Raw genomic sequence first — 24,097 nt, 5'->3', positions numbered from 1 at the left:
GGGGAGGATGAGGAGTAGGACCGTCGTATGCCAAGCCTTTACATCATGTCACGATCCGCCTTATACTCATTGAGTAATTATTCTACTCATTGCTAAGGTTGCGACCATGGATCCTTTCATCAACGCCCAGCTTTCCCTTCTTTCTGCCAAGATCAACGGCTACGGCAAGGAGAGTCTCGACGATATTCTGCATGTGCTGGCCAAGGCCGTCCACCTGGTCACCGGCCGCAACATGTGCCGGGTTTATCTGGAGGACCTCACCAGCGGCAGCCTGGCCTGCGCCATGGCCACCGGCCGCCAGGCGGCGGCGATCCGCGAGCAGAGCTTTCCCATCAACAACGTCGATTATCCCGTGTCGCTGGTCTATCACACCCATGAGGAACAGCAGTTCGGCAATATGTCCGAACTCGAAAATCCGTTAGTGCGGCACATCGCGGCGCAGTTTCATACCCTTTCGAGCTACCAACTGCCTCTGATTCATCGCGGGCGCGCGGTGGGGGTCCTGTGTGTGGACAGCAGCCGTCCCGAGCAACTGGTCGATCCTGCCCAGTGCCGCCAATTGCGCAGTTTCGTTGACGGCATCGCACCGGCTGTCGACCAGGCCCGGCTCTATCATCAGCAAATGGTGCTGGCCCGGCGGGTGGACGAGGGCAAGAAGAAGGAAGCAGCCTACTACATGGTCCAGTCGGCGGTGAAGCTGATCGACAAGCTGGCCCTGGCAGCTGTGCTGGTGCCCTGTCCTCTGGGAACCGAGAATGGCGAGGAGGGGTTGCAGATCCTGGCCTCCTACTCGAATGTGCTGGAAGACAAGCAGGCCTACGAGAACCAGAAGCTGATTAACCTGGGCCCCGGCCAGTCGCTTTTGTCGCGCTACATCAACAGCGCCGGGGTGATCATCGACGAGACATTGCTCGATCCCCTCTATTTCCCCACCCTGTCGTCGGAATTCCTGCAGAAGCGCTATCTGACCGAGCAACTTGGATTGAAGTCACTCTATGTGGTGCCCCGCTACGACCCCCGCACCCGCCGGGTCATCTGCCTGGTCAATTACTACACCCGGGGAACCCACAACTTCAGCGAATTTGAAAAGGGTCTGCTTGAGGCCCACGCGGAAATGGCCCAGCGGATTATCCAGGAGATCGGCGACGAGCACATGGAAATCCAGGTGCTCTCCGAAATCAACGATCTGCTGCAGGAAAAGTTCGAGAGTCTGCCGACCTTCCTCAACAGCGTGCTGTCCAAGGCCACGGAGCTGATCGGGGCCGATACCGGCAGCATTGCCCTGGTGCGCCGCAAGCCGACGGAAAGCTGGCTGGTGGTGGAAGAGCCGGACGGCAAACTGGTGGGCGCAAAGAGCAAGCAGCGGCTGAAGAAACACATACCTCCCCTGCAGGTGGGGGGGAGGGACCTGCCACCCGAAAAGCGCAGTCTGACCGGGTTCGTGGCCTATAGCGGGCGTCCCTACGTGGTGGCGGATACGATCGAGGAAAAGCGTTCGGGAGGGTTCTATCGGGAAATCACCAACATCATCCGCAGCGAAATCGGGGTGCCGGTGATCTGCGACGATCAGGTGATCGCGGTCATCTGCCTCGACAGCCTTCGTCCCCACTTTTTCACCGACGAGCACAAGCGGATCCTGCAGATCATCAGCCGCATGATCGCCCGCCACATTGCCGACATGCAGCAGATCGAGATGCTGACTGTCGAGGTCAACCGGCTCGGCAGCGATGCAGCCTACAAAAATCCCAACGTCTCGAGCTACAAGCTGGGCAACCTGATCGGCAATTCTCCCCGGGCAACCGAGCTGGTTGAATTCATCCAGCGCATCACCCCACCGCTGTTCAATCGCATCACCATGTGGTGGCAGAGCGACGTGGCCGAGGCGACCCTCGGCCTGCCCTCGATCCTCATCACCGGCGACACCGGCAGCGGCAAGGAGTTCCTGTTCAACAACCTTTACTCCCGTCTCAACGATTTCTATCGGGACAAGATCAATCCGAGAGGGGAACTGCCGGTTAAAAAGACCAACATCGCCGCCTACAGCGGAGAGTTGACCTACTCGGAGCTGTTCGGCCACAAGCGGGGAGCCTTTACCGGTGCCCACGCTGATCGCAAAGGTATTCTCGAGGAGGCCCACGGCGGACTGGTGTTTCTCGACGAGATCGGTGATGCCGATCCGAAGACCCAGGTGCAGTTGCTGCGGTTTCTCGACAATGGCGGATTCGTGCGGCTCGGGGAGAATCTGACCCGGTATGCCCGGGTGCTGCTGGTGGCCGCCACCAACAAGAATTTGGACCGCCTGATCGAAGAGGGGGTGTTCCGCGAGGACCTCTACCACCGCCTCTCGGAATTGACCATGGAGGTGCCGTCCCTGAATGAGCGCCGGGAGGATATTCCCGACCTCGCCATCCATTTTTTGGGCAAGCTGCACAAGGTGTACAAACGTCCGGAAGAAAGCGAGGAGGACGCGCCGACCCTCTCCCGAGGTGCCCAGGAGCTGCTGGCCTCTCATTACTACACAGGCAATATAAGGGAACTGCGCAGTATTCTGGTGCGGGCTTTGTTCTTCCGTAATGGCCGGGTCATTTCGGAGCAGGACATGAAAAGGGTGCTCGGCTCCTTCGGCCGGAACGGGGACGAGCCGGCCAGCGAAAAACTGACCGGCCAGGTGGCGCGGGAGATGCTCGATTCCATCCTCGGTGGGGAAACCGATTTTTGGGACGGAGTCCACGCCCCCTTTACCGAAAAGCGCATCTCCCGCGACGTGGTCGCAGCGGTGATCGACCTGGCCCGCGCCCGGGGAGCCTCCACCATGCCGCAAGCAGCAGAGATGCTGCGCGCCTGCAGCGATCCCAACGGAGATCCCGATCAGCGGCGGCAATTCTACAAGTTCAAGAATTTCCTCTACAAAACCATAAGGATCTGATCAATTAATAACTTTTTGTAAGGAGTCATATTTATTCATAATTAGCAATAATATCAATAACTTACCTGTTGATTCAAAATTTTTTTGCTGCTAAAACTTTTGCATAGGTTTAGCAGCTTTTTTATTTCTGGTCGTACCCATTTCATACCTAGCCCTTTAAACCGGATAAAACGTGTTAAAGGTACGAACACTTGAGGAGCAATATGCCAAGGATTAAATTTACCAAAGAGGATATTGAGAACTTGCAGTTCACGGGACGACCGATTGACTATTTCGACTCTGAAACCGCTGGTCTGGGACTGAGGGTTGGCAAAATCAGCAAAACCTTTTTCTGCAAAGTAGACGTGAAAGATGCAAGTGCAAAGAGGGGATATCGAACCGTTCGCGAAATTATAGGACGCTTTGGTGACATAACCCTGTCTCAAGCAAAGAAACTGGTTGGGGGATATGATGATAGGGGAAAGACGTTTGTGCCAGGAAGACGTCTGGAACTGAAACGTAGCAAAACAAAAGTAGAAGGTTTGGATGTGACCCTACTTGAAATGTTCCATCAATATCTTTCTGAAAAGAATACTCCAAGAGGGAATAAGCGTAAAGAGGTTACAAAAACAGACTACGAAAGAAGATTCAATCAACATTTTCAATGTTGGCATAAGATGACTTTGCCAGAAATTGCAGAAAAACTTACTAATGTTTTACTGATTGATCTCCACACTAAGATCTCCATAGCCAACGGCAACTATGCGGCGCGGAACGCTTTCGTGATCCTCAATGCAGTCCTTAACCATGCCTGCTTTAAATACCCAGGTGCTATGCCTTCCAACCCCTTAAAGTCAATGATGGATAAGAAAGCCGGGATTCTGGCCCCAATTAAAACCCGCAATGAATGTCTTCGGAATGAGGATTTCAGGAAGTTTTATATAGGAATCCAGACGTTTAATCCGGCCACGCGGGATTGTTATTTGCTGGCATTATACCAAGGATTGAGAAGCCAAGAAGCTTCTGCACTCAGATGGGATCAAGTTAGCTTAGAAAAAAATGAGATACGAATTCCGGACACAAAGAACCGCGAAGACTTACATGTCCCACTTGCTCGGCAGTCAATTGAAATAATCCGTCGGCGACGGCAAGAAGTGCCTGATGAAAATCCATGGGTCTTTGCTTCTTCTTCTCGACTGAATAAAACGGGACATGTTCGACTGACGGCGCAATCTTTGAGAGACAAGACAGGACTTAAAATGACAGTGCACGGATTACGGCGTTCCTTTATTACTACAGGCCGAAAATTGCAACTAGCCAGGGAAGCAGATCGTTTGACAAATCATCTTGATCCATCCATTTCAGGTCGAAAATACGATGAGACAGAAGCAGAAGACTATAGAGAGCCACTGCAAAAAATCGTCGACTCGATGGAGCGGCTCATGAAAGACTAACCGGAAATTCTGTAGCGCTTTCATGCCTGCCAAAGGTGACCAGTATATACATCACAGGCTGTTAGTTCTCCGCCAGCTACTGCGCCGGTATCGAGTGCAATCTCAAATTTGCTGATTTGTGGGCTGGAAACCGGAGTGTGCCCGTGGACGACACACCGGTTCCAGCCGGCACAATATTGCCAAAATCCTTCCCTGGACCACAGCAGATGATAAGGATCCTGCTCTTCTAGGCTCTTGCTTGCATTTACCCCTGCATGAACAAAAAGGAAATCACCCTTCTCATAACAGAGCTGGGTAGATGCCAGGAATTCGATATGTTTGGCAGGGATTGGCTCGAATGCTCTGCGATAATCGTCCAGCCTCAAGCCTTTATGGTCTCTTTTCAGAAAAATGCCGTAACTTTTCAGAGTCGCATAGCCGTGGTTGTGCAGCCAAAGCAAAATGTTCTTGTCTTCCGAGGTGGGCATCCATGCCGTTTCCCGGTGCCAGAGGCTTGAACAGGAATTAAGTAAAGGCGTGCCTGTGTCGATTCCGGCTTCCCAGAGAGCGTCAAGCATTAGCCACTCATGGTTGCCTCGTAGACAAACCGTTTTGGGAAAATTCTCTTGGAAATTCACTAGAAATTCGATGACTTCACATGAATTAGGGCCACGATCGATATAATCCCCCAAGAAAACCAACTGGTCGTCTCGCCTCGGATCGATCTTTCCGATTAAAGTTTCGAGCTTTTCGCTACTGCCGTGAATGTCCCCAATTGCTAACAAACGCATGATTTACTCTAACCCGCTACTGAACTTCAATTTTTCAATTTCCCGCTCAGCCAGAGCCAGTGATTTTTGTAGTTCGAAATTAGTGGCCCGGAGTTCCTGAATTTCAATTTTTTGCTCGCCAATGGTATCTTTGGCTTCCTTCTTTAATTCCAACAAGGACTCTTCAAGGCCATTGCTTCGCTGTTCAGCAACAGCCCTGGCTCGTTCTGCTTGAAATTTTTCTTCCTGCATTTTCGTCAACTGAACCTCGAGTTCTCGCGCTCTGGCGTCAGCTTTTTCCAAAGATTGACAGTCAGATTCCGCCCGCGTAAGTGCTCTTGCAGCCTCCATCCTTGCCCTTTCTCCTGCTTCAATAAGATGTTTGCGTTCGGCTTCCAAAGGGCCAACACGGTTTTTTAAATCTGCGATTTCCCTGGCCGAGATTGCAGCAGTTTTTTCGGCTTCTTGTCGGCCCCGGTTTGCCTCGTCGATGACTTCTTTAAGCTGTTTCTCCAGAGTTTCGACCTTTTGTTCAGACTTGGTCAGATCCTCCAAAGCTTCGGATTCCCGCGATTGAGTTTTCTCCACTTCCTTGCGTAGACTTTCGGTAGCTTTTATTACCAAATTCGTGACTTCTGCTAAGAGGGCCTTTACCAAGGTTGGCGGCAGCTCTGCTGGCAATTCAATTCCGTCGGAATCAGCCGCTTCGATTTGTTTGAGAAGACGGTTGATTTCATTGGGGTTGCCGCCGCCCAGAAAAGTTCTTATTTTTCGTTGGGATATTCGTTCACCTTGCGATTGTAGGGTGGTAATAGCTTCTTGGACGGTTTTTAAGGTGACTCTCTTTTCCACTTCAAGCCTCTTGTTTTGATATTTATAAAAATAACGATATCCGTTATTATAATGAATAACGAAAATTTAAGGAAGATAATAGTTGAAAAGACACGATCCACTTAAAACATGACCTCGTGACGAAAATGCTTATTTCAAAATCCAGGGATATTGCAAAGGGGCTAGCTAGTTCGTAGGAAAAAGGTTCGGTAGGGCCTGAAACTAGCGATGATTATGCTGCCCATGCGATGACGACGAGTCATTGCGAGATGGCGGCCGAGCGAATGGCAAAAAGATGAAGAGCAAAAAGATTGATCGCGAGGAGTTGTTTGTTCTGATCTGGGAGAGACCTGCTACGGAAGTTGCCAAGGAGCTAGGGATTTCCGATGTGGCTCTAGGGAAATTGTGCCGTCGCCTTCAAGTGCCAAAGCCACCGAGAGGGTATTGGGCAATGGTAAAAGCGGGCAGGGTCCCCAAGCACCCGCCCCTTAGAGCATTTTGCGAGCAAACCGAAAAGCGCATAAAGCGCCGTCAGTCCAAAAAAGACGAGTCTGGGCGGAGCGCATTGATAAAACTTTCAAAGCTGCAGAAGGACTTTCTGAAAAACGTTTTGCAGGAATTGTCTATCGCCGGAGTGGAGACAACTCAATGTGAACTCGCATATGACGGTATCCGCTCCATAGACGCCGCCTTGGCCGCCCATATCCTGATTTTGGTACAAAATCGTTATGAAAAGTGGATAAAAGAGGGAAGTAACGCGGTGCGTAGTCGAACGGGGATTTTTCAGAGTATCAGTGGTCTGGTAACAAAACTCCTGCCCCTGGCCAAAGATCAGATAGTGCTTTTCCAGCGGGAAGATCGCCAAAGTGAATACGACCCAGGACCAATTATTACGCTCCGACTTTCTTCGCAGCTCCAGCAGAGAGTTGCTCACTTGTGTCTGCTGGCATATGAGAACAGGCTTCCGTACGTCACATCGGAACTCAAGGGATCTGACTTTGCTTGGTCCGTTCGCTATGTGGACACCCCTGGATCATGTGCCAGTGTGAATACTTTACTTTGCGTTTCTAATCAGGATATATGGCTTCAATGCGAGGTAAGGAGGATCTGGGATTCAAGACCCGACCGATTCGATACGGTGCATCTTCCAATACAACAACTAGTCCCGGCTGAATTACTGCCAAAAAGCAAGATTGAATTACCCGCGGTCGTGCCCCAAGTGAAGGTACGTCCCTTCGCAGATCGCTTGAGAGCCTTAAAAAAGGTTGAGCACATATACGATTCATTGGTGGCCACTTTGTATGACATGGAGAGGGGAATCCCCGATGATCGCCTGGCCTTGGCGGACAGGTTGTGGTTTGGAGAGGGAGATTCGGGCCCCTTTCTCAGTGCCCGTCGTGCTTGGCGCAAAATGGAGGAGAGGCTGGAAATTTGGGAGATGTCCCTTGAAGCTGAAAAAGCGGAGCTCTGTAGGGATGTCCTCGGAATTGAGAAAGGTGATATCGTCATTCTAAAGTCGCAGGGGCAAATGGTGCGAACGCGAATTGATGGCGCCAGTATCTATCTTTATGACTCAGAGATGTGTTTCAGGATATGGGGAACAAGATTTCGAAAGGACGGAACGCTGGGTAAGAGACAAGACTCATTTCTTTTACATGTAGAAAATGACGCAAAATAGCATGCGGAGATAAAGTCAGATGAAAACCATAACCATTGGTAATTTGCCAGGATTTTTTTGTACAAGCTTTGAAAATGGCAATGTTCTTTGCTATTGGAAAGGAGACCTTGAGGGAACATTGCTACATTTTTTCCTAATCTCCTCAAATGACACAATTGTAAACAATGGAAAAATTACGGTTCTTGCGACTTTGCAATTTGACTTTTTTATTAAAGATATGAAAAAAGCTCAGGTCTTGGCTAAGGGGAGTTGGAAAAAATATCGTGAGCATATCTTATTAGCAGACGGGGAGCGTCTGGACGCCAGAGATTTGAAGCGTAGATAATATTGTAATTTCAGCGTTTAATCTTTCCTTAAATTCAGACCCGCAAAATATCATCAGAATCATTGAAATGGTTTCAAATTTTGTCACTAGTGTGGGAAACAGAGAGTGAATTAATTACTAAAAATAGTAAAAATAATAAATTTCATAAATTTTCCAAAAATATCATGGTTTATAACTTTCCTAACATGCTGAGTCTAAATCACCACCGTGTTTGCCTAATGGCGGGACAGTTTATAAAGCGTTTACAGGCCTGTGCCTGAAAGTGAGGTGGGGTAATTGGAAAAGCAGATAATAGATCGTCGCAAAAAAGAAAATAATTTGAAAGAAATTAAGAATCCTATCAAGTACTTGCGGAAATTACTAAAGTCATAGAACTAATTTTGTTCATCTATGTTTTGGTAGCTTTTGGAAATTTTTTCCCATACTTTAGGTGTTTCAGAATATGTCGGCGGCTAACCAGTCGGTTTACCTTTGGAGTCAAGGAGGAGTTGTGATACATTCAGTCAATCTTTCCCTGGACTATATACTTAAGGCGTCTGGAGACATGTCACTGACAATTAGAGACAGTGCGTGGCTAATGAGGTTTAAACAGGCCGCATACGTTTCAGGGGGAAACCATGCAGGTTCGTGCCGCAAAGGCCTGGGGTAGTCCCCATCCAGGGACAGTCCAGGTTTAGCTGACATTCACCCATGCGGGTCAATTCCTGCGAATCACCACTCCTTAAACTCGAAAAAGCCACCCGGTTCTCCAGATGGGCTTTATTTGAAGTGTCATGAATTATGAAAAAAAATCGACCAGATCGAAAATGTCCTCGCTGCCGAGCGACAAGACAACTTGGAGGTGCTGCTTCGCATTGAAAATGCTCTTGTGTGGGATGATCTGGACGCTGGACTCCGCAAGACATATGCCGAGGAAATTCCCTACAGGCGGCGAGTAGTAAAGCACTTGGACCATTTGCTAAACTGCTGCAAACATTGGCCCGCCGCGCCGCCTGATGTTTCCGGCTCTGATCTGGCACGCGACCTGGATGATGGCCTCGACTGGCCAGAGACCATGATCATCGAGGGTATTGACGACCTGTCGAACGATGAGCAGGATTACTATGATTACATTCGGCGATGCAGTCGACGGTGGCGACTAGATCAGCAGTGATAGTGGCTTTCCCGAACCTAACTCTTTCTTTAACGCGAAATGCCCGCCTGGCTAACCGGGCGGGCATTTCACAAAGACCAGGAAAGATTTGACAGGATCTCCGATGGGCATGTCAAATCAAGATATTCGATTTAATTTGGATTTTGAAAGTTTGCCATGAATCTCTGCCCACGCAATATTCAGCTAACCCATCCAAAAAACTTGAATGCCTCTTTTGACGCGGAGGTCATCGTAGGGGTCGGGTTGCACAATCAGGCATCTACGATAAGGCGATGCCTCGATAGTATTTTTGAGCAAGAACTTCCGGGCAGGAAACTCGCTGTTGTGCTTCTGGATGACTACTCCTCAGATGATTGGCAAATTTGCGTTGATGAATATCTGACTCGCCCGGAAATGGTTGTTATTAAGGGGAATTGCGGGACCCCGGCGCGGACACGTAACGCCATTCTCGATTTCGTCGATGAAAACTTTCCCAAGGCCAAATGGATTGCTCGACTTGATGCAGATGACCGTTTTACCGGTTCAGCCTCTTTAGCTGCTGCATGTAACAGGGGAGAAATGGCGAACGCTCGATACGTCATTGGGGGAAACCGCTTAGTGCAAAATGGCCAGTTAATCTGCAGAGAAAACCCAGCAACCAAAGACCTTCTGAATGATCATTTTGTGCTTTCGATTCTTAAAGACATGGCGTCTGGAGCGGCCACAAATGAACTTCCATCATGCAATCTGCTGCTCTCTGCGCGTAGCGGCTGGCGTTATCCTGATATCAGAAGCGCAGAGGATCATTGGCTTGTGACAGACCTTTTGTTGAATCACGCGCATGAAGGGGCCATTCTTGAATCGGCATATTATTGTGACTATTCCCTAATCGGATGCGAAACAGAGCGAAATTTAGCGGCTTCCCGGCATAAATTGACGCGGCAGAAGTTGTATCAAGCCGCAGGCTTATGGGTTAAGATAAAAAAATTAGGTGGGCAAATTCTCGGGCATGGTCAGGAAGGGATTGTCCGGCGGATAGAAGGGGTTGTGGAAAAACACTTTTATCCTGAGGAGCTATCCGATGCCGGAGTTGATGAACTTAATAAAATTCTAAAAATGACATTCCCATTCCTCCCAAGTCCTGATTGGGTTTTTGCAGATGGGAGTTGGGTTTGTCGTTATCCTTATCGACCCTCAGAACCTGTCAACCAGATTTCCATTGCCCAAGCGCATGAGTTTCTGGCTTTTTGCTTAACAAAAGGATTTGTTTGCAAAAATATTAAACGCGAAAATTTCAGAATCGCTCCGGATGGGAAGCTATTTATGGCGGATATCGGCAAGGATATCGTAGCCATGAGGGCAGATTATTTCAGGGACTCGGCGGCACGTCTTTATGCAATTGCTGCCTTGAATTGTCCCGACGGGGAATTTTTGCGAAGAAAAGATCAACGTAGACAGGAGGATGTTCTCAGCGAGATCCCCGGTTTCGAGAGCTTTTACCGTGAACTTATCTTGACGCATGTACAGGCTCAATGGCAAAAAGCGACGTGTCCGGATCCAGTTGAACTGCCATGCGCGAAAGACGTCACTTTATTAATCAAGTGTTGTTCAATGGATGCCGAATCTCTGGAGCACCAGGTGCGGTACATTGTTTCGCTCTTGTCCAAGCCGCGCAAGTTCCGGGAAGTTTTGTTGCTCGTCGACCCTTACAAGGGACCTTTTTTGCGGCAACACTGCCCTGGCAATTTTGAGCTGCTCATTAAAAAGGCGAGAAGGCTAAGAGCGGCAGGGGTAATCAACCGCCTGATGGTCATGCCTGAAGATAAAGAAACTATTCGGGAGATTAATTCAAGATGGTTTGACCTTGATTGCTTGGCGTCACATACGACCAAATCTGCCCCTGTCGCATCACAGCTATGGGGTTTCGATCAGGTCAGGACGCGGTACGTCTTGCAATGTGATGTCGATGTGCTGATTGGCAGGCGTGACATGGAACATGACTACCTGACCGAAATGATTGAGGCATGTTGTGGTCAGCAGGATACATTCGGTGTCGCTTTCAACATCCCACATCCTAAAGGGACCCGGAACCCTTATGGGGCTCCCCCGGGTGAATATGTCCCAGAGGTGCGTTGTGGTCTGCTCGATCTTGACCGAATAAGGTCCTGTCTTCCCCTGCCCAATAGTGTGTTCGACGGAGCACTCAATTTGACCTGGCACCGCTCGCTTCAACTGTTTCAGAAGCGTAATTCGTTTAGAACCCTTCGAGGGGGGGATGAACGAAGTTTCTACGTTCACCCTGAAAATTTCTGGAAGAATAAATCCGACAAGTTGGCAGTTATTCGCGACCTGATTGGACAGGCAAGCCTGCCATCCTTTCAGCTGAAAGAGTGGGATTTGAAAGGAGGGGAAGAGTCATGGTCTTATGCTTTTAGGGGCGAAGATATTGTCTTCCTGCTTAAGGGTCGTAATACACCAAAAGAAAAGCTGAGGCGTTGCATCGCCAGCCTCAAGATGCAGGATGAACAGAGTTTTGGATTGGTTGTCATTGACGATGCTTCGGATACAACTGATGCTACTCTTCTCCAGCATTATTTAAAGCCCTTTGGTTCACGTGCCACCTTGATCCGTCGCCACGTGAAAGTTGGCCGAATCCCCAATTTTATCACCGGGATTAGAGATATCTGTACCAACCCAGAGAGCCTGATCGTCATCCTTGACCTTGATGACGCACTAATCAATCCAAAAACTGTGTCAATGCTGCGCGAAAAGAAGATTTCCGGACATGACGTAATTCTTGGTGGGATGTTCCGACCCGATAAACCGCTTAAGATTTACAATCCTAGTTTCGAAGATATCCGCTGGAAATGGGGTAGCGACGTTTGGATTCATCTGCGCTCTTTCCAAAAAAAGCTTTTTGATTCCCTTCCCGATGCGTATCTGAAAATTGATGAAGATTGGATTGATGAGTGCACCGATTATGCAACCATGATCCCTATGGTTGAGGCTTCTTCGTCTCCGACATTTGTCCAGGATTATTTTTATTATCACGAGCCGACTACAGTCCGCACGCCTGAGGTCCGCTTGAGAAAAGAAAGGCTGATTAAGCTGATTCTCTCCAAAGATCCGCATTTGCAGCATGAGATTCTTGACGTGTCCTGTCAATAGTGGACACTCGCATCTCAAGCGGCCGCTGTCTGAAGGTTGAAGTTTTGCAAGAACACGGCCGGCGCCAAATAGCCAAGGCGCGAATGACGCCGTTGGCGGTTGTAGAATATCTCGATGTACTCCCGGATAGAGGCTTCAGCCTCGGCCCTGGTCGCGTAGCGGCAATGATGCACCAGTTCATTCTTGAGGGTTCCCCAGAAGCTCTCCATCGGTGCATTGTCATAGCAATTGCCCTTGCGTGACATCGACGGCCTCATACCAAACTGCACAAGGAGATTTTGGTAGTCGTGGGAGCAATACTGGCTGCCACGGTCCGAATGGTGGATCAGCCCGGCCGTGGGCCGTTTCTGTTGCGCCGCCCGGAATAGCGCCCGACTGGTCAGCTCCTGCGTCATGCGCTCCGCCATGGCGTAGCCGACGATTTCGCAGGTGAATACGTCCTTAATCCCTGCCAGGTAGAGCCAGCCCTCGCCAGTAGGGATGTAGGTAATGTCTGAAACCCAGACCTCATTCGGCGCGCTGGGGGTAAAGGTTTGTTCCAGCAGGTTTTCCGCCACCGGCAGGTTGTGTTTTGAATTCGTTGTCGCCTTGAATTTGCGCCTCTGTCGACACCTTATGCCCAATTCCCGGCGTAACCGGGCAATGCGATCCCGTCCGGCGATAAAACCTTCAGCCGCCAGCTCCGGCTGTAATCGCCGCGAGCTGTAACTCTCGCGAGTACGCTTGTGGGCGGCCTTGATAGCAACCTTGAGGCGTTCATCTTCTTGCGCACGTTGGGACGGTTCTCGTGTCAGCCAGGCGTAAAAGCCGCTGCGGGACACATCGAAAACCCGACACATGATCGTAACGGGAAAGTGGAGTCGCCATTGCTTCATGAACGCGTACCGGGCAGCGACTCCCTGGCAAAGTACGCCGTCGCCTTTTTTAAGATGTCACGCTCCATGCGGGCCTCGGCAAGCTCCTTGCGCAACCGGGAATTTTCTTTCGCCAGTTCATCGGCAGAAAGCGCCCCAGGCGCTATTGAAAGGTTGGCTGCCCTGGATTCCGCTACCCAGTTCGCCAGTGTGCCCTTGGGTATCGAAAGCCGTTTGGCTGCTTCCGGCTGCGATAGACCCTGTTCCGTTACCATTTTCACCGCCTCAGTGCGAAACTCAGGCGTATACCGTTGCTGTCTTTTCATTGTCACTCTCCTGCCTGGCAGTTTACCAAGCGAGAGTGTCCACTGTCACCAGGATACATCATCTGGCATGACAAGCAGACCGAGTTATATTTGCGCCGCCCTTGTTGCAACGAAGGACCGTTGGGAACTTCTGACGCAAAGGGCTTTGCCGAGCATTCGAAGCCAAACTCTGTCTCCCGATCTGGTTGTTCTGGTAAACGATGGTAGGCCTATAGAAGAAGATAGATTGCTTGAATTGCCAAAGATCTTGGGCGACATCCCGATCGAAATCATGCCTAACAAGAGAAGCCCAGGTGCGGCAGGCGCTTGGAATACCGGCTTGAGGTACCTGAGAAATTACGGATTTGATGGTTATGTCGCAATCCTTGATGATGACGATGAGTGGGACAAAGACCACATCGCGCTGAATATGTTTCAGGCTAGGGAAACGGGAGCGGACCTTGTCGTCTCAGGCCTTCGACGCGTCGCTTCGGGAAAGGCCAAACCACGCATGTTGCCAACCGGCCTGCAAGACTCTGATTTCCTGCGCGGGAACCCAGGCTTACAAGGATCCAATACCTTTGTTTCCTTATCTGCATTGGAGAGAGCCGGGGATTTTACCGATGGCTTGCCGAGCATGAACGACCGGGATCTGGCTGTCAGGCTACTGCGATCATCCATTAAAGTGGCATACACTAAGCAGTGGACAGCCACCTGGCATCATGGTGTCGAAAGACAAACGTTATCCTCTCCTCGCTCAAGGGAAAAAGTTCTAGGGCTTCAATGGTTCTGGCGAAGATACAGCTGTGAGATGAATGATGAAGAGATAGCTGCTTATCTTGATCGCGCTTTCAAGTGTTTCGGTGTGACGTCTGAAGAGGTTTTAGACAACTGGGGAATTGATGGAATTGGCGCGAAAAAAATGTGACCGATTGGCGGGAAGCTTCAAACGAAGTTCAGTTTATCCGTCCAAATGGCTTTTTTGGGGGAAGTTTTGGTACGGTCTGCGCTCCAGGTATCGGAAATGTCGAGTTTCCAAATTCTTAACCGAAATACTGGGTCCACAGTACAGGCGTAGCCGGAATTTCATAGAGATCGATATTACTTACCTTTGTAACTTGCATTGCCTGAACTGCAACCGCTCAGCCTCACAAGCGCCTCAGACATTGCATATTTCGATGAAGAGAATTGAGGATTTCGTTGATGAATCGATTGCTTGCAAGCATCGCTGGGACCGCATCAGAGTCCTTGGCGGCGAACCTACCCTGCACCCCCAATTTCACGAAATCATAGAACGTCTGCTCAGATATCACAAATGGAACCCTGGTTGTTTGATTGAGGTTGTGACCAATGGTTACGGAGAGAAGGTCCGTTCTGTTTTGGCTTTACTGCCTAAAGATATCTGGATTGAAAATTCCAGAAAAACAGGGCAGGTTCAAAGCACCTTCGGCCCCTTCAACCTCGCACCATGCGATGATCCAAGCTTTTCTGGTGCAGACTACCGGAATGGCTGCGCGATTATGGAAGAATGTGGTATGGGGTTGACGCCGATGGGATACTATCCCTGTGCAATTGCTGGTGGCATCGACAGGATAGCGGGCTGGGGTGTCGGTTACAATAAGCTCCCTGCGTCAGAAGATGACATGCTGGAATTGGTTGATAGGTGTTGCACATTTTGCGGTCGGTTCCAATCAGGACATTTCATTCCAAAGAATCTTCGACCGAATTTGCTTGAAACCAAAATGTCAGCTTCTTGGTTGAATCTTTACAGAAATTGGGAAGAGACTAGGAAGATTAGCTAAGTGACCACCTTTGCCAAACCGGCAAAAACAGCTTTAACCCATCGCCGATCATCAAGGTGTAACTATGAAGCTCATTGCAATCGGCGACATCCATGGACACTTGGCAAAACTGGAAAGACTGCTGGAGATCGTCGGGCCAGAAACAAATGATCGCCTAGTGTTCCTGGGCGACTTTATAGATAGGGGACCGGACAGCAAGGGGGTGATAGATTACCTTCTGAGCATTGCCGATCGTTTTCCTGCTACGGTTTTTCTGCGAGGAAACCATGAGAGATGATGTTGGATGCATTGGCTTTCGACAGCCCTGCTCGTCTTCCTCGCTGGAAGCGGCTAGCCGAGTTAGACCGAGGCTACCACATACAGACTCGGCACAGATCGGATTTAGAAATCTGGGTCGGCAATGATGGTTTCGATACCCTTGAAAGCTACGGTGTAAAAAAGGAACAAATCCGCAACCAGGAGATCCCCTGGGATTTAATCCCACTTACGCACGTCGATTTTTTGGCTCAAACAAAGCTTTGGTATAGGGAGGGCGAGTTCCTGTTTGTTCATGCCGGGGCCATTGAGGGGCGCTCCCTGGCGGAGCAAAAGGAAACATTGCTATGGGAGAGATATTGTCCACCAGGGAAGGCAGCGATCCACGTGGTCGGGCACCATCCTACACCTGACGGTGAGCCGTATTTTGAGGCTGGCCGCTATTCCATCGACACTGGGGCCGCGTATGGACGGAAGCTGACTGCCTGCGATGTGTTGACCCGGAAGTTTTGGCAGGAATGAGGCATTGGGCTTTTCCTAAAATAAACCAATCGTCAGATGCGAAAGGCCCACCAGAAGAATCGTCGGGCCTTTCCTATTTCTGAGGGTCCTTGACTAAGGATTCGAGGACTCTGAGCTTGAAACGACAACTTATCGGTTTAAAGCGGATCCTCAGATTTCTAATTTCCTGAAAATACGCGAAAACCTTGTATACAAGAATGTTGTATACAAAAATGTATATTATGCGTGCCTCATTTCGCGAGAGGGGGCTTCTTTCTGAGTGATCGCTATTTTTAAGCCGCCCGCCGTGCAGGGTCATGTATCGATCCTTTTGTTTTGAGAGCGACGATGGCGCCTATCGGCCCCCACTGCACTCAAAAATTCAGAGTGATACCATACAAAATCCAAGCTGTATGGTAAATTTCGTGTAACATGTTGAAATCTTGAAACTTTTACTTTTTCAGGTTGAAAATTTCGCGCTATGGATTCCGTATCTTATTTAAAGATACTGCCGTAAGTTTAAATAAGTGCTTTTCTTATTTAAGTTTCCTCGGCGCATTAATTAGACGATTAGACGAATGCGGCCTCCCAGATTACCGGACGCAGGTGTCTGGCGGGAATTATCGCTAACGCCTAAAAAAGACGGGGTGCTAGCATGAATGCTTTCGCCTGGTGAAATATCGATGGTCAACCAAATCTAGGATATTCCTATGAAAAAAGGTCGAAGAGCGCAAGCGTAGAGAGAACAGAGAAGCCATCGCCGCCTATAATGCGCATATCGAAAAGGATGTTATTTTCGGTTCCAGCAAAAGGAGGTTTTGATGGCTGATGGGGATCGAAACGAGTCCATCACCCGGGGCTTGCAGGAACTTCGCACCGGTGAAGAAGAGATCGTGGCTGAGAAGGATGAGTTCTTCGAAACTATCAAGCGGGAGACCCGGGAGCGCCAGAAGGGACCGGGTTGTTGCAGGTATGGCGAAATCGGATATGGTCCGCTTATGTGATACTGGTGGCAGACAAGCAGAAGGGATTAACGCCTTAATTGTTTGCAGAAGCGTATTACATGTCCGAGCGAGTTTGGACTGGAAAAAAGGGAGCAAAATCACCACAAATGGCATTTGTGGCGCGGCTCATGGTGTTTCTCCTTGTCAGAAAAAAATTGGCAAAGCTCATAATGACGATCGATGTAATGCCCTGGCGTCGTCGAGGGCATGATGCCGCCGGCCGCCGCCAATGAAAAAGGCCTCCCGGACTTCGTGATTAATTGTGAGCCCGAGGTCCGATAGAAGACCGAAGTACAGGTCCGGGGGAAAGCCCCCCAAAGAACGCAAGAGTCTCTGGGCAACTTGGTGGTCGAGCGGACTGTCGGCGATTATCCGAACAGGGCCATGAAATTCAGCAAACCAAGTGGCCAGTTCTTTTGCTGCCTGCCGGCGGGTGCGCCCAACTTTCCCTTTGATCAATTCGGCCAGTTCCAATCTAGATAGAGACTCTGCTAGGCGAGGGATAGCCGCGGCCGGTAAATCGATCATTCCAGTGTGTTCAAGTGCCCAGCGATGCTCATGAAGCATTGCGCGTTGAACTGCCGGGCTAGCGAGGAGCATTCTTCGTTCATCAAGATTCTCGGCCGTTAGCCACCGCAACACGTCGAACAAATCTCCTAGACAACTGCGAAGGACTGTTTTTGCATCTTCATTGTCGAGCAAGGGCAGTACTTGCCCCAGGACAAACAAGCTACAATCCTGCAGGCCCCAACCATCGGTCAACTCGGCATAGAATTCCCGGCCACATATAGACACAAGGCCGATGCTGATGAGTTTGGGGGCATCAAGATGAGTGAACTCTGTATCCAAAAAAACAGTGGTCATCTTTTCCATCTCTTCTTTCCTTGCGGCTTTCGGCGATATTTTGGCGGAAAGTTCACTAAACTTTTTTGCAATAGGGATCAGTTTTGTCCGGTTAGCTTATTGCAGACACGGCAATTTGCAAAAAATAGCATAAAAATGGCGCCTTATAAAATTTCTGTTTTTGAAACCTCTTGAAATTATAAGAACATGAGACACGAGGTCACTAAAGTGAAGGTAGTGTCTAGAAACTTTACAATAAAAGGGCCTTGTGTTAACTTTTATTATCGTTATGATCGAGTGGTCTCATTTTAAGAGCCCGGGAAAACCAGGGCGCTCACAAGCGACAATGTAAATAAAAATTGACATTTTTTCTGTCTATTGTTATTTTTTATTATCGTTATGCCAAAGAAAACAACACACATTTATCCCGGCTCGAAACGGGAACTCGAAGCACTCGGACAACGGCTCCGGGAAGCGCGACTGCGCCGACGGTTTTCCGTGGAAACAGTCTGTGTCAGGGCCGACATTTCACGTCCGACGCTCTACAAGGTGGAAAAGGGCGACCCGTCCGTCGCCTTGGGCATCTACGTGCAGGTCCTGCGCGTATTAGGGTTGGTCGACGATTTGTCCTTGGTGGCTAAGGAGGATGCTGTCGGTCGGCGCCTTCAGGACGAGTCGCTGCCTCTGCGGCGCCGTGCCCCCCGACGTAAGGGCACAACAGGCAACGATAATGACTAGAGCCCGAAACGAAGAACTCTGGGTTTGGCTCGATGATCCGGCCTTCGGCCCTCTTCAGCGCATCGGGACCCTTTCGCGAGGCGATCGCGGCGCCATTCGCTTTGCCTACGAGCCAGCATGGCTCAAGCATGCTCATGCCTTTCCCCTCGACCCGGAAATTGATCTATTTCCCGGTGAGTTCTTCCCAGCCCAATCCAACTTCGGCGTGTTTATGGATTCATGCCCCGACCGCTGGGGGCAGGTTCTGATGAAACGCAGAGAGGCGATTGAGGCCAAGGAAGAAGGCCGGCCGCCGAAAACACTCGGGCCATGGGATTTCCTACTAGGGGTTCAGGACTGCACACGCATGGGCGCCCTGCGGTTTACCCTTCCGGGCGCCCCCACGTTTCTAGCCGACGAAGCCCTATCGGCGCCCCCCGTGGCCAGGATGGCCGAACTGGAACAGGTCGCATTCGAGTTGACCCGACCGAAGCAGGATGACCTTGGGAGGGTCAAGGAGTGGCTGAAAGTCCTCGTAGCCCCCGGCGCTTCTCTGGGCGGCGCACGCCCTAAAGCCAACCTGCTGGCAGAGGACGGCAGTCTCTGGATCGCCAAGTTTCCGTCGGCCGAGGACGATTACGACGTCGCCCTATGGGAAAAGCTGCTTCATGATCTGGCGGGAGAATGCGGCCTCCGTGTTCCCGAATCCCGCATCATGCGTGTCGGAGGGGGCTACCATACATTCATGGTCAAGCGGTTTGATCGTTGCGGCGACGAGCGACGCTTTTTCACCTCGGCCATGACCATGCTCGGGCGTGTCGATACCGAAGATGCGAGTTATCTGGAGTTGGCGGAATTCATCGCCACGTATGGCGAGCCCGGTCACTTGACGCATGATCTGGAGGAACTCTTCACCCGCGTCGTTTTCAACGTGATGACAGCCAACCGGGACGATCATTTGCGCAACCACGGCTTTCTCCGTAGCCCCGCTGGTTGGCATCTTGCCCCCGCCTTCGATCTTAACCCTTCCTTCAAGAAGGACGAACACGTCCTTTCCTTAGACCTCATTGAACGTCGCCCGGACATTGAGACTGTATTTGAAACAGCATGTTTTTATCGATTGGACGCTGAGAGCGCCAGGAAGATCATCGACAGGGTGCGAAAGGTGGTTGGGGGATGGCGGGCCAGAGCGCGCAGACTTGGCCTGTCCGCCATGGAATGCCTATCCGCGGAGCACTTGTTTGTCAATTAGCCAGTGGGCGCGGAGGTCGGAGGAAACAAGTGCATACCCCAATTTTGGTCGTGAACGGTTGAGCTGTAGAGAATCTTCGTCCAGGAAAAGTCCTCAATCCAGGGATAGAGGGCTTTTCCTGTAATGCGCTATTTTTTTGAAAATACTTCTAGGGAGCAGCTTTCCGGTGCTTATTAAGGAGTGGTTGTGAGAAGTGAGCAGCCATTCCCTTGTTATCTCTCCATCGTAATCTGAGAGGATTTATCGGACATCTGAAATACTTGACCGGGGGTCCCTAGTGGGCTACATTGATGCTGCCTTATTTTTTCATTGTACGTTTAACTGATTAATATTGCACGGCCTTTTAGCCGACTGGGGAGATGCTATGGAAAAGCTTTTAAATGTAATAAAAGATTTCCGTGGTCCGGCAGAAGACAAGATCCGCGAGAAGGGCCGCAAGATGATCGAAAGAACCTTTGAGGATCAGAAATCTTACGGATTGAAGTTGCAGGATAAGTTCGAAGAACTGACAAATGCTGATATCTTGACGACGGCCTTGCCGTTTCGCGCTGATATCCCAAAAAATTATCGGAATCGCCTTACACAATATCGAGAGAAGGTAAGAGAAATTATTTTTGGCATCGCAGTTGAACTGCAAAATCAGAAGTTCAAGGGACTTGATAATGACATCAAGGAGGCCGGTCTAAGTAAGTACCAAGAGCGGCGCTATATAAAGGTTCGCGATGCGCAAAAGGAGCTTTATGCTAGTTATGATGCAATTCGTGAAAGCCTTAACTACATAACCGATTTCAATAATAAGATCTTAAAAAAAATCAATGAAGCAACTGGCGCCAAAAAGACAGACCTTTTATTGCTCAACGCCATTATCGTTTATGAGCTAACGGATGCGATTATCGATCTTTTGGAAGACTTCCAGCTTAGAGGGAAAGACACCTTGCAAAGCATTAACGATCAGGTCTTAGAAGAGTTAAGGGGCCAAGAAGCACACGATGAGGACCTTCAAAAACGGGCTAGTCATGGTAACGGTCATGTTGAAAAGGGGGTTCAAAGATCGATCAAAGAGAGAAGAGAAATTCGGCAAATTGTGATAAAAAAATGGAAAAAAATTTGGAAGCAGGTTACGGCGCTCGAGGCTAATATTTTGAACGCGAAGGGGCACCTGGAAACGCTTAAGCTGATCAGAGACAATGCAAAGGGGCAGATTAATATTTTGGAGGTCATCGGAATTACACAAATTGTAGAGAGCAATATTCGTAACTTCCAAGAGATTTGTGCAGTGACCAATATTGAGCTGGCACCTCTCACTAAAGAAGATGTATATGGTCTGATAGGTAGAGTTGAAAGCCACGATTAGCCTGAAAGCTAGCTGGTAATGATGCCGGAATTTCCAAACCTGATTACTCAACCAAGGAGGATGAAATGGCAAAGTATTCGCTCGAAACAGATGGCTTTGAAGAGGTCAAGGTCGAAGATGGGATGACAGATGGCAGTTTATACACCGCCAACTGCTCTGGTGGCCGCTCTGACTGTTGTACCAGAACCTGTTCGAGAGACAGCAACTTTACTGCCTCTGAGGAGGCATGGGAAGCATACTTGGAAATTGAAGGCGGACAAGTTCAATATTGACACGAAAGGGGGTTAAAGCCCCCTTTCGTTTTACCAATTCAAAGTAAATCATGAATCCATACCTTCGCGACGGCATTGATGTCTACATAGAAGACACTCCTGATAAAGGTCTCTGCACAATTATATTTGTGTTCCTTTCGACTCGAAAAAGAATACAAATCAATGCAAAGAAAGATTTTTTGAAGGTACTTCCACTGTTGGACGGTGATCGAAAAATTGAAGAGGTTTCTAGTATTGTCGAACTCCCACAACAAGAGGTTGCGAAGTTCGTTGATTATCTTGAGTCGCGCAATATTGTCACTTCAAAAAATTGGTATCTCGAACTAAACTTTGATGATAGTTACAAGTGCCTGATTGAGAAGCAACTCTACTTTTTGATGGATATGCTGCATTCATCAACAGATGTGTACGAAATACAAAAGAGGATAAGATCGACTCGGATAGGAATCTTCGGGCTAGGCTCTATAGGAAGCTGGATACTTGTGGAGCTTTTGCAAATGGGATTTGAGCTGTTTGCCTTGTTTGATTTTAAGCCTCTTGCGAAAGATTCCGTTTCAAGGCATGCATTCTTTTCAGAAGATTGTGTCGGAGAGTTTAAAGGTGATTACTACAAAGACCTAGCAAAGCACGTCAATCCCAACGCCGAGGTTGTCGCAAAGAAAATTTCTATAAGTATAGACAGTAATTTCACTAAAGAACTCAGTAGCTTAGACTTCCTTATAAATTGTGCTGATGAGCCTTATGTCGGTTATACAAGCATCGCTCTTTCTCGGTTTTGTGTAGCTCACGGGAAGGTCCTTTTTGTTGCTGGAGGGTTTGATGCTCATCTGGGTTGCTTTGGCGAAATGATTGTTCCGCAGAAAACGCCTTGTTCAGACTGCTATAGCCAATACTTCAAGGCATCACTAAAAGACTGGAAGCCAGTGAATCATCCGGTAAAGAACAGGGCGAAAGGCTTTGGTGGCCTTGCCCCTCTTAGCGTATTTTCTGCCTCGACCGCAGCGTTGTCGATTCTGAGATACTTTCTGAATGAAACTCAGTTTCTAGAGGCGGCAGGTGGCAGAGGGGAATTCAAGTTTGATGACTACACCATCGATGCCTTTGAAGTAAGAAGGGATAGCAATTGCGAGGTATGTGGTGACAGAAAGTAAATTAAAGTACCGATTGCGGCCTTCTGTCAGCTTGGTTCCGACTAGGGACGAAATGATTTGGGAGTTTTTTCAGTCCAATACGAGAAGGTTGAAACATATCCGGGTGCAAGACCAGTGGTTGATTGAAGCCATTAAGGAACTTGATGGCACATGTGTCGATGAACTAGTTGCGAAATATGGTTTACCTGATCAACTCCCCAAGTTTTTGGAATACCTCAGTTCTGTGTGCCTTATTGAAGAAGTCAGCATTGCTCAGGTAGTCAATGAAAGCCCCTACAATAGAGTTCTAAATTTTTTAGCGGATTACTTCCCTTCGGGTGAACTCATCAATGCATTTGAAAGGATCAGGAATTCCCATGTGCTCTTGGTCGGGGTCGGGGCTGTTGGGAGTTGGATTGCTCATTTGTTGGCCCAGTCTGGCGTGAAGCACTTGATCTTGTGTGACCCCGATATTGTTAAGGCGCACAATTTGAATAGAAGCCTTTTTGTTGATTCTGATAAAGGGAAGATGAAAACAAAGGCGCTGGGCGCCAAATTGGAAGTTATCGATCATGGTATCGAGGTAAGCTGTTTCGAAATAATGATAAATGATGTTGATGATCTTGATCAGGTTTTATCGAGATGTCAAACTTGCTTTGATTTAGTAATTAATGCATCTGATTATCCTAATGTTGATATAACATCGAAAACTATTTCCACTTTCTGTATGAGTCATAATATCCCACACATTATTGCGGGTGGGTACAATTTACATTTGAGTCTAATTGGGCCTACAATCATCCCGAAAGAAACGCCATGCTTCTATTGCATAAGTAGGAGGCTTGAGGGGGGCCATCCTGAGGACTTTTCAAGAGTGAGAAAGTTATATAGGCCTAAAAGGAACATAGGTAATCTCTCTCCATTGGCAGGTATCTCCGCTTCATTTACATGCTTTGAAGCAATAAGGGTTCTTGTGAAATCAGAGCGGCTTCGCCCTGTGATGGTCGGCCGCCGAGGCGAGTTCAACTTTTTAACCTCTAAGTTGAATTTTTCTGAATATTCAAGGATGCCTGATTGTGAATGGTGTGGGAGCATTATTTAGCCACTGCTGCCGGAACATTTTCTCCCATTCTCGATACCGCAGGGTTTTCAGACACATAAAAAGGGCCGTTTTCATCCTTGATGAAGCGGCCCTTTTTCGCAGGTCAGGGGTGGCGAGAATCAATCTCTGTTGCGTTTTTGGCACGACCAGAATTTATGCGAGATAATTTTCCGGACAATCGAAATACTTGACCGATGATTCCCCCTGGGCTAGATTGATGCTGTCTTATTTTTCGGATTTGCTGGAGGGAGTATGCAGGAAAGGCTTGAAGACGGGACCTGAGAAACCAATGAACCGCAGTTGCCGATTGTACGGTCTGCGGTTTTTTCGTCCTCAAGTTTTGACCTGTCCCTTTGGGGAAAGCATACGTTTCCTCACCAGGAGTTATAAAGTACTGTATAAGGTTCCATTATTTTTGCGTTTGGAATTTTCCGATAGTCAAAAAGCAGAAATATTTGCTCGGG

The 24,097-nt window shown here is 48.9% G+C and carries 20 protein-coding genes; 16 read left to right on the top strand and 4 right to left on the bottom strand.

Features of this window, described 5'->3' with window-relative positions:
- Nucleotides 1-106 precede the first annotated feature (106 nt).
- Both R2940_13335 and R2940_13330 read left to right on the top strand, forming a co-directional pair.
- Nucleotides 107-2,926 (top strand): GPMC system transcriptional regulator, encoded by a 2,820-nt coding sequence (locus R2940_13335; protein ID MEZ4600766.1) that lies wholly within the window; start codon nt 107-109, stop codon nt 2,924-2,926.
- Nucleotides 2,927-3,129: 203 nt separating this feature from the next.
- Nucleotides 3,130-4,359 (top strand): tyrosine-type recombinase/integrase, encoded by a 1,230-nt coding sequence (locus R2940_13330; GenBank protein ID MEZ4600765.1) that lies wholly within the window; start codon nt 3,130-3,132, stop codon nt 4,357-4,359.
- A 20-nt stretch (nt 4,360-4,379) separates the two neighbouring features.
- Here R2940_13330 and R2940_13325 read toward each other — a convergent pair whose 3' ends face one another.
- Together R2940_13325 and R2940_13320 are read right to left on the bottom strand one after the other, a co-directional pair.
- Nucleotides 4,380-5,129 (bottom strand): metallophosphoesterase family protein, encoded by a 750-nt coding sequence (locus tag R2940_13325; GenBank protein MEZ4600764.1) that lies wholly within the window; start codon nt 5,127-5,129, stop codon nt 4,380-4,382.
- A 3-nt stretch (nt 5,130-5,132) separates the two neighbouring features.
- Nucleotides 5,133-5,960 (bottom strand): hypothetical protein, encoded by an 828-nt coding sequence (locus R2940_13320; protein ID MEZ4600763.1) that lies wholly within the window; start codon nt 5,958-5,960, stop codon nt 5,133-5,135.
- 274 nt (nt 5,961-6,234) lie between these two features.
- On the opposite strand from R2940_13320, the gene R2940_13315 reads away from it, so the two are divergent.
- The 3 genes from R2940_13315 to R2940_13305 all read left to right on the top strand — a co-directional run bounded on the left by R2940_13315 (nt 6,235) and on the right by R2940_13305 (nt 12,242).
- Nucleotides 6,235-7,617: a hypothetical protein gene (locus R2940_13315; GenBank protein MEZ4600762.1), complete on the top strand. Its 1,383-nt coding sequence runs from the start codon at nt 6,235-6,237 to the stop codon at nt 7,615-7,617.
- A gap of 19 nt (nt 7,618-7,636) precedes the next feature.
- Nucleotides 7,637-7,942, top strand: coding sequence for a hypothetical protein (locus R2940_13310; protein MEZ4600761.1), 306 nt, complete (start codon nt 7,637-7,639; stop codon nt 7,940-7,942).
- Between the two features lie 1,309 nt (nt 7,943-9,251).
- On the top strand, nt 9,252-12,242 hold the full coding sequence (locus tag R2940_13305; protein ID MEZ4600760.1) for a glycosyltransferase family 2 protein: 2,991 nt from the start codon (nt 9,252-9,254) through the stop codon (nt 12,240-12,242).
- Between the two features lie 14 nt (nt 12,243-12,256).
- Here R2940_13305 and R2940_13300 read toward each other — a convergent pair.
- A protein-coding gene (locus R2940_13300; GenBank protein MEZ4600759.1) for an IS3 family transposase occupies nt 12,257-13,422 on the bottom strand; the annotation gives its coding sequence in 2 pieces (ribosomal slippage) (nt 12,257-13,158 and nt 13,158-13,422; 1,167 coding nt in all).
- Between the two features lie 67 nt (nt 13,423-13,489).
- On the opposite strand from R2940_13300, the gene R2940_13295 reads away from it, so the two are divergent.
- The 5 genes from R2940_13295 (at nt 13,490) to R2940_13275 (ending at nt 16,963) form a co-directional block, all read left to right on the top strand.
- Nucleotides 13,490-14,329 (top strand): glycosyltransferase, encoded by an 840-nt coding sequence (locus R2940_13295; GenBank protein MEZ4600758.1) that lies wholly within the window; start codon nt 13,490-13,492, stop codon nt 14,327-14,329.
- A complete protein-coding gene (locus R2940_13290) occupies nt 14,304-15,203 on the top strand; it encodes a radical SAM protein (protein ID MEZ4600757.1) in 900 nt (299 codons plus the stop codon). Before R2940_13295 ends, R2940_13290 begins: the two co-directional genes overlap by 26 nt.
- Before the next feature lie 64 nt (nt 15,204-15,267).
- Nucleotides 15,268-15,480, top strand: coding sequence for a metallophosphoesterase family protein (locus tag R2940_13285; protein MEZ4600756.1), 213 nt, complete (start codon nt 15,268-15,270; stop codon nt 15,478-15,480).
- Complete coding sequence (locus R2940_13280) at nt 15,477-15,980, top strand: hypothetical protein (GenBank protein ID MEZ4600755.1); 504 nt, start codon at nt 15,477-15,479, stop codon at nt 15,978-15,980. The genes R2940_13285 and R2940_13280 overlap by 4 nt, the downstream gene beginning before the upstream one ends.
- An 800-nt stretch (nt 15,981-16,780) precedes the next feature.
- Nucleotides 16,781-16,963, top strand: a complete 183-nt coding sequence (locus R2940_13275; protein MEZ4600754.1) for a hypothetical protein — start codon at nt 16,781-16,783, stop codon at nt 16,961-16,963.
- A 165-nt stretch (nt 16,964-17,128) separates the two neighbouring features.
- Here R2940_13275 and R2940_13270 read toward each other — a convergent pair whose 3' ends face one another.
- Nucleotides 17,129-17,836 (bottom strand): hypothetical protein, encoded by a 708-nt coding sequence (locus R2940_13270; GenBank protein ID MEZ4600753.1) that lies wholly within the window; start codon nt 17,834-17,836, stop codon nt 17,129-17,131.
- A gap of 369 nt (nt 17,837-18,205) precedes the next feature.
- Between R2940_13270 and R2940_13265 the strand changes: the two genes are divergently transcribed.
- The 6 genes from R2940_13265 (at nt 18,206) to R2940_13240 (ending at nt 23,633) form a co-directional block, all read left to right on the top strand.
- A complete protein-coding gene (locus tag R2940_13265; GenBank protein MEZ4600752.1) occupies nt 18,206-18,544 on the top strand; it encodes a helix-turn-helix domain-containing protein in 339 nt (112 codons plus the stop codon).
- Nucleotides 18,537-19,775 (top strand): type II toxin-antitoxin system HipA family toxin, encoded by a 1,239-nt coding sequence (locus tag R2940_13260; GenBank protein MEZ4600751.1) that lies wholly within the window; start codon nt 18,537-18,539, stop codon nt 19,773-19,775. Before R2940_13265 ends, R2940_13260 begins: the two co-directional genes overlap by 8 nt.
- 364 nt (nt 19,776-20,139) lie before the next feature.
- Entirely contained in the window at nt 20,140-21,129 is a 990-nt protein-coding gene (locus tag R2940_13255) for a hypothetical protein (GenBank protein ID MEZ4600750.1), read from the top strand.
- 65 nt (nt 21,130-21,194) lie between these two features.
- Complete coding sequence (locus R2940_13250) at nt 21,195-21,401, top strand: hypothetical protein (protein MEZ4600749.1); 207 nt, start codon at nt 21,195-21,197, stop codon at nt 21,399-21,401.
- Nucleotides 21,402-21,451: 50 nt separating this feature from the next.
- Complete coding sequence (locus R2940_13245; GenBank protein ID MEZ4600748.1) at nt 21,452-22,552, top strand: ThiF family adenylyltransferase; 1,101 nt, start codon at nt 21,452-21,454, stop codon at nt 22,550-22,552.
- 88 nt (nt 22,553-22,640) lie between these two features.
- Nucleotides 22,641-23,633: a ThiF family adenylyltransferase gene (locus R2940_13240; protein ID MEZ4600747.1), complete on the top strand. Its 993-nt coding sequence runs from the start codon at nt 22,641-22,643 to the stop codon at nt 23,631-23,633.
- The last annotated feature ends 464 nt before the right edge of the window (nt 23,634-24,097 follow it).

It is taken from the genome of Syntrophotaleaceae bacterium (assembly GCA_041390365.1).
Classification (GTDB): domain Bacteria; phylum Desulfobacterota; class Desulfuromonadia; order Desulfuromonadales; family Syntrophotaleaceae; genus JAWKQB01.
Note: the sequence above shows the minus strand (reverse complement) of the source record. Positions and strands in the feature narration are given on the sequence as shown.

Excerpts from the sequence above, each read along its gene's own strand:
- R2940_13335 (MEZ4600766.1), top strand. The coding sequence starts at position 107 with ATGGATCCTTTCATCAACGCCCAGCTTTCCCTTCTTTCTGCCAAGATC.
- R2940_13330 (MEZ4600765.1), top strand. The coding sequence starts at position 3,130 with ATGCCAAGGATTAAATTTACCAAAGAGGATATTGAGAACTTGCAGTTC.
- R2940_13325 (MEZ4600764.1), bottom strand. The coding sequence starts at position 5,129 with ATGCGTTTGTTAGCAATTGGGGACATTCACGGCAGTAGCGAAAAGCTC.
- R2940_13315 (MEZ4600762.1), top strand. The coding sequence starts at position 6,235 with ATGAAGAGCAAAAAGATTGATCGCGAGGAGTTGTTTGTTCTGATCTGG.
- R2940_13310 (MEZ4600761.1), top strand. The coding sequence starts at position 7,637 with ATGAAAACCATAACCATTGGTAATTTGCCAGGATTTTTTTGTACAAGC.
- R2940_13305 (MEZ4600760.1), top strand. The coding sequence starts at position 9,252 with ATGAATCTCTGCCCACGCAATATTCAGCTAACCCATCCAAAAAACTTG.
- R2940_13295 (MEZ4600758.1), top strand. The coding sequence starts at position 13,490 with ATGACAAGCAGACCGAGTTATATTTGCGCCGCCCTTGTTGCAACGAAG.
- R2940_13290 (MEZ4600757.1), top strand. The coding sequence starts at position 14,304 with ATGGAATTGGCGCGAAAAAAATGTGACCGATTGGCGGGAAGCTTCAAA.
- R2940_13285 (MEZ4600756.1), top strand. The coding sequence starts at position 15,268 with ATGAAGCTCATTGCAATCGGCGACATCCATGGACACTTGGCAAAACTG.
- R2940_13280 (MEZ4600755.1), top strand. The coding sequence starts at position 15,477 with ATGATGTTGGATGCATTGGCTTTCGACAGCCCTGCTCGTCTTCCTCGC.
- R2940_13275 (MEZ4600754.1), top strand. The coding sequence starts at position 16,781 with ATGGCTGATGGGGATCGAAACGAGTCCATCACCCGGGGCTTGCAGGAA.
- R2940_13270 (MEZ4600753.1), bottom strand. The coding sequence starts at position 17,836 with ATGGAAAAGATGACCACTGTTTTTTTGGATACAGAGTTCACTCATCTT.
- R2940_13265 (MEZ4600752.1), top strand. The coding sequence starts at position 18,206 with ATGCCAAAGAAAACAACACACATTTATCCCGGCTCGAAACGGGAACTC.
- R2940_13260 (MEZ4600751.1), top strand. The coding sequence starts at position 18,537 with ATGACTAGAGCCCGAAACGAAGAACTCTGGGTTTGGCTCGATGATCCG.
- R2940_13255 (MEZ4600750.1), top strand. The coding sequence starts at position 20,140 with ATGGAAAAGCTTTTAAATGTAATAAAAGATTTCCGTGGTCCGGCAGAA.
- R2940_13250 (MEZ4600749.1), top strand. The coding sequence starts at position 21,195 with ATGGCAAAGTATTCGCTCGAAACAGATGGCTTTGAAGAGGTCAAGGTC.
- R2940_13245 (MEZ4600748.1), top strand. The coding sequence starts at position 21,452 with ATGAATCCATACCTTCGCGACGGCATTGATGTCTACATAGAAGACACT.